Source organism: Acetobacterium sp. (assembly GCF_041752335.1).
GTDB lineage: Bacteria > Bacillota > Clostridia > Eubacteriales > Eubacteriaceae > Acetobacterium.
In genome coordinates this window covers 1-4,935 of the sequence record NZ_JBGSHG010000077.1, presented here as the reverse complement: position 1 = coordinate 4,935, position 4,935 = coordinate 1, and the positions used below count along the sequence as shown (strand labels likewise).

The window sequence follows — 4,935 nt, the reverse complement described above, 5'->3', positions numbered from 1 at the left end:
GCCTAAAAAATGGTAAATACCACCAGAAAAGCAGACATGTGACGGTTTATTTACGCCATGATGCGGTGTTAACAGACAAAGCCAGAGTTTCAACCCCAGACTTCACCATTGCTTACAATAAGCGTTACAAAATAGAAAGACGTTTTGCTACAATGGTCAGAAATCACGGATTACGACGGTGCCGGTATATCAGACTTCGTGGGGCAAAAATTCATATTACCATGGCCAATCTAGCCTGCAATATTGTAAGGATGGTTTCTTTATTATTCCCTCCACCAAAAAATTTGAAAACTGGATGAAATCTGCGGAGGGAAAAGTAGCTGCTGCGGCCAATTCCTTAGTCATTTTCAAACCTTTTATAAAAATTAAATTTTTAGGTTTCTATTAGCCTCAGATCAACGAATATTCATTCATGATTTAAGAAATCGTGCTTTTTTATGGCTGTTTTTCGGAGGTTTCAGTGGCACTGCTACCTGCCGCCAACTTTAACACTACGTCCTTAATAGTTTCCCATATTCTGATGCCCCAGATGCAATATGATAAATAAATACAGTTTCGCCCAGTAGCCGATAAATACAGATATATTGATCGCAAACCAGAATTCGATAGTTTTGGCTTTTTAGTTCTTCATCAGGTACCAGTGGACAGGATAAAGGGAATTCCTCAAGACGTTCCATAGCATTAATTATCTTTTCAACAATTTTACGTGCTGAATTTGAACCGACCATTAATAAATGATATTCCGCAATTTCCTCTAGTTCTTTTTGGGCGGGGAGAAGTAATTCCACCTTATAGTGCGGCATCAAATTTTCCCTTCATTACTTTTCGCATTTCACTTAAGGTAATTGTTGGTTCACCAGCTATTCTTGACAATTCTGCGTCCATGATTTTTGAACGTAATTTTAATATTTGTTCTCTTTTTTCAAAGGCTTCAATACTCATCACTACAATATCACCTTCCCCATTTTTCGTAATATAAATTGGTTCGTCTGTTTCGTGAGCAAGCGAAGAAATTTTTCCATAATCGTTTCTCAATGTGGTTGAAGATTTTATAATCATCGTTCTTTCCTCATCTTTCATTAATTATTCTGCCATTATTATATAATAATTCTATCATTGTAGCAAGATAGGTTTAGCCAAATAGAACAGAAACAGACACATTCACAAGCGCTAGGTTCGTGATCAAAATTATAGGCCCAATTTATTTCCGATAGATAAGTTTATAAGTTAACGTCAGGCACCGTATTTCTTCCCGCTACCTTCATTTTATGCGATATGTAATTTATCAGCAAGTGCGTCTTTTAAAACTTCAGAAAAATTGATATTCTGTTTTTCGGCAAGGGTATTCAACCAGGATGGAATGGTTAAATTTTTGCGGACCGCTTTATTTCCGTGCTTTTCTGTGTATGTGTCCATATCCAATACGAGATATTGAACAAACCCGCCCTCATCTGGAACGATCTTTTCAATCGTGGACGCCTTAATTAATTCGTTACCATCTTCTAATTCATCTAAAATCCATCCAGAAGCAGCGTCAATCCCCATTTCAATGGCCTCAGCCAGACTATCTCCCTGGCTGATGCATCCGGGGAGATCTGGGACTTCTACTGTGTACCCTTCCCCAACTTCAAAGGGATAAAGAATTGCAGGATAAACTAATTTTTTCATAATTTCATTACTCCTCGTGAAAGGCTATTTTAAGCCAGCCTGTTTCATTATAGATTTGACAGTTTTAAGATCGAGATCTCCGACACGCTTGGGTATGGTGACTTTCCCAGTTTTCGTAGGGTGTTTATAATGATTATGCGAACCTTTAGTTGTCTTGAAGTACCAACCATCATCCAGTATCATTTTTTCAACTTCTCTAAATTTCATGCCTCTTCCTTATGATTTCATTATACGCATTATACGTATACTTGTCAAGAAATCAATGCGCATAATGCGCCGTTTTTAGCCTTTACCCTAACTCTATCTTATAAGTTAAGCTGCAAAAGTTAAGAGAGTGGCACCGCTAACCAAAGCAACTTATTCGTCTATACTCAGGTTTAATTTAATTTATCTTTTTTATTCGACTATAATCGAAATAATCATTGAGCATCTCTTTATTTCTGGTATAATCAATATTGTGAGGTGATTATTATGAAAAACCGAGATCTTTATTTAACTCAACTAGTTCAGTTTAAAGATAAACCGCTGATAAAAGTTGTTACTGGTATACGCCGTTGCGGTAAATCAACTTTGCTTTCATTATTCGAGGAACACTTACGTAGCAGTGGTGTTCGCGATGATCATATTATCCGGATGAACTTTGAAGCCTTTGAATTCGATGAGATTACAACGTATGTTCACTTATATAACTATATCAATAACAGAATGACGATCCCAAATCAAAAATACTACATTATTCTTGATGAAGTACAGCAGGTTGAGTCCTGGGAAAAGGCCATCAATTCATTTCTAGTGGATTCTAATGTTGATGTTTACATCACTGGGTCCAATGCCTATCTTTTGTCCTCAGAGTTATCTACCCTTCTCTCCGGTCGATATGTAGAGATAAAAATGCTGCCGTTGTCCTTTAAAGAGTATCTTGATTTTACTGATTTCGAAAAAGGTAACAATGTGGATGCAATTTTTAAAGATTACTTAGAATTTGGCGGTCTCCCTACCGTTGTTGAGCTAAAAGACCATCCCGATACGATCGCCCCATTTTTGAGCGGCATTTACAATACAGTGATTATGAAGGATGTTGTTCAGAGAAATCATGTCAGAGACGCCGCTTTGCTGGAAAGCGTCCTGAAATTTATTGCAGCTAACATTGGAAGTATCGTATCGACTAAAAAAATTAGCGACAACCTGACCAGCAGCGGAAGAAAAACAACCAGTGACACCATTGATAACTATCTGAAAATGCTTGAAAATGCTTTTATCATTTACCGTGCAAACCGCTATGATCTGAAAGGTAAGCTGTTTCTCAAAACTCTTGAAAAATTTTATATGGTTGACATTGGCCTTCGCAATCAGTTGACAGGTCTTAGAAACACCGATTACGGACATGTGCTCGAAAACATCATCTATTTAGAATTACTGCGACGCGGATACGCTGTTGCTATTGGAAAAATCGGAACACTTGAAGTAGATTTCGTAGCAACAAAATCAAACATAAAAATTTACTACCAGGTTTCTGCAAGCATTATAGATGACGCAACAAGGCAACGCGAACTAAAACCTCTTCAATCAATCACCGATCATTATCCAAAAATAATCCTTACCATGGACAACACTCTTTATTCAGATTTTGAAGGCATAAAGATAATCAATATTCTTGAATTTTTACTGAATGATGAATAAGACCGGTTAATAATGGTATAATTAAGGATTTGAAAACACGTCACAAATCTCAGAAATGTGTCATGTTGCCGAAGAACCAATTTACATTACCAAAAACGATTATGGGGATATTGTATAGATTCACAGGTGCCTTCTTTTTTCGGAAGTTTCAGTGGCTCCGCTACTTAATAAGACCAGCTCATAAGTTAATCTGAAAAGTTAAGAGAGTGGCTCCGCTGCCTTTGATTGCTTGTAGTGGTTACCAATGGGGCTATCCAGGGTTTCGGAGGTTTCAGTGGCACCGCTACCCTAAAAAATTTAATAGAATATTAAACCTGCATCCTGTATAATGTGAACAAGGTGGTGATCTAATGAAAGTGCAAAATCCTCATGATAAATTTTTTAAAGAAACTTTCGGAAATTTGGCAGTAGCCAAAGATTTTTTAAGAAACTATCTGCCTCAAAATATTGTGGATATTGTCGACATTAACACATTGGAGCCGCAAAAAGACAGTTTTATCAATGATGAACTTGAGGAAGTTTTTTCAGACATGCTTTTTCAGGTAGATATCAACAAAAAAGAAGGTTACATTTATTTTCTGTTTGAACATAAAGCTACCCCAGTAAAAATATTGCTTTTCAATTGCTGAACTATATGGTTCGAATTTGGGAAAGAAAAATGCAAAAAGAGCTTGATCATAAAATCCCTATTGTCATTCCGCTGGTTATTTATCACGGAAAAGAGACCTGGAAAATCAAAACCAGTTTGGGCGAAATGATCCGGGGCTATGATGACTTGCCTTCAGAAATCCGTTCCAATCCCCAACTATCAGTATCTACTTTACGATATTTCCCGATATACGGATGACGAAATTAAAGGCGATGCCCAGCTTCGCATTCTCTTATCTATATTTCGCGATATTTTCACAAAAAACAGTGCTGGTATTCAGGAGGATATTTTTCGCGCTGCATCCTCTTTGCAAGAGCTGGAGGATAAAGAAACCGGTATGGGCTATTTCGAAACCTTTATTCGCTATGTCTTTAATGCCGGTCCACAATTAACTAAAAACGATATCAATAATATTATCCATAAACTTGAAACAACCTATCCGGGAGGGAGTGATACAATCATGTCATTAGCTGATATTTTAAGAGAAGAAGGTAAAAACGAAGGTCTTATTCAGGGTCTCAAACAGGGTTTGGAACAAGGTTTGGAACAAGGTTTGGAACAAGGCCTGGAAAAGGGTATGGAAGTCGGGGCTAAAAACACTGCTTTGGAAGTTGCCAGAAAAGCTGTCCATGAAGGCGTTGAACTACCTCTCATTGCCAAATTAACAGGTCTAACTAAAAAAGAAGTTGAAAAGCTGGCCAAGGAAATGAACAACTAATTTTTACAAAATGAAGCGGCACCGATGTAATCTTTGGTGCTCCTTTTCTATTCCGTTTTTTTCAATAAGTTAAGTCCCATAAGACCAGCTAATAAAAGTCAATAGTAAATTTCATATTTTTTAAAAATTAGGATGAATAAAAAATGGCATGGTAAACAAGCCATCAAAAAATCCGAACAATGGCCCAAAACAGCTAATCGAAATTTACAGGGTTAAGCGA

At 37.0% G+C, this 4,935-nt stretch carries 7 protein-coding genes and 1 pseudogene; 4 read left to right on the top strand and 4 right to left on the bottom strand.

From position 1 onward, the window contains the following. Positions 1-299, top strand: a 299-nt coding sequence (locus ACEW8F_RS09935) for a transposase (RefSeq protein WP_373483316.1), incomplete at its 5' end; no start/stop codon positions are given. Between the two features lie 192 nt (positions 300-491). Here the strand turns inward: ACEW8F_RS09935 and ACEW8F_RS09930 are convergent. From ACEW8F_RS09930 to ACEW8F_RS09915, 4 genes are all read right to left on the bottom strand, one after another. Continuing rightward, a complete protein-coding gene (locus ACEW8F_RS09930; RefSeq protein ID WP_373483315.1) occupies positions 492-803 on the bottom strand; it encodes a type II toxin-antitoxin system RelE/ParE family toxin in 312 nt (103 codons plus the stop codon). Beyond that, the gene (locus ACEW8F_RS09925; protein ID WP_373483317.1) at positions 790-1,059 is read right to left on the bottom strand and encodes a type II toxin-antitoxin system Phd/YefM family antitoxin; all 270 of its coding nucleotides are present in this window, start codon (positions 1,057-1,059) and stop codon (positions 790-792) included. The genes ACEW8F_RS09930 and ACEW8F_RS09925 overlap by 14 nt, the downstream gene beginning before the upstream one ends. A 207-nt stretch (positions 1,060-1,266) precedes the next feature. Further along, positions 1,267-1,668: a type II toxin-antitoxin system HicB family antitoxin gene (locus ACEW8F_RS09920; protein ID WP_373483314.1), complete on the bottom strand. Its 402-nt coding sequence runs from the start codon at positions 1,666-1,668 to the stop codon at positions 1,267-1,269. Positions 1,669-1,692: 24 nt separating this feature from the next. Beyond that, positions 1,693-1,875, bottom strand: a complete 183-nt coding sequence (locus ACEW8F_RS09915) for a type II toxin-antitoxin system HicA family toxin (protein ID WP_373483313.1) — start codon at positions 1,873-1,875, stop codon at positions 1,693-1,695. Positions 1,876-2,139: 264 nt separating this feature from the next. Here ACEW8F_RS09915 and ACEW8F_RS09910 point away from each other — a divergent pair, with 264 nt between their 5' ends. From ACEW8F_RS09910 to ACEW8F_RS09900, 3 genes and pseudogenes are all read left to right on the top strand, one after another. Further along, on the top strand, positions 2,140-3,348 hold the full coding sequence (locus tag ACEW8F_RS09910; RefSeq protein WP_373483312.1) for an ATP-binding protein: 1,209 nt from the start codon (positions 2,140-2,142) through the stop codon (positions 3,346-3,348). Between the two features lie 350 nt (positions 3,349-3,698). Then, positions 3,699-4,195, top strand: a pseudogene (locus ACEW8F_RS09905) (Rpn family recombination-promoting nuclease/putative transposase). Beyond that, positions 4,116-4,715, top strand: coding sequence for an Rpn family recombination-promoting nuclease/putative transposase (locus ACEW8F_RS09900; RefSeq protein ID WP_373483311.1), 600 nt, complete (start codon positions 4,116-4,118; stop codon positions 4,713-4,715). The pseudogene ACEW8F_RS09905 and the gene ACEW8F_RS09900 overlap by 80 nt, the downstream one beginning before the upstream one ends. Positions 4,716-4,935 lie beyond the last annotated feature (220 nt).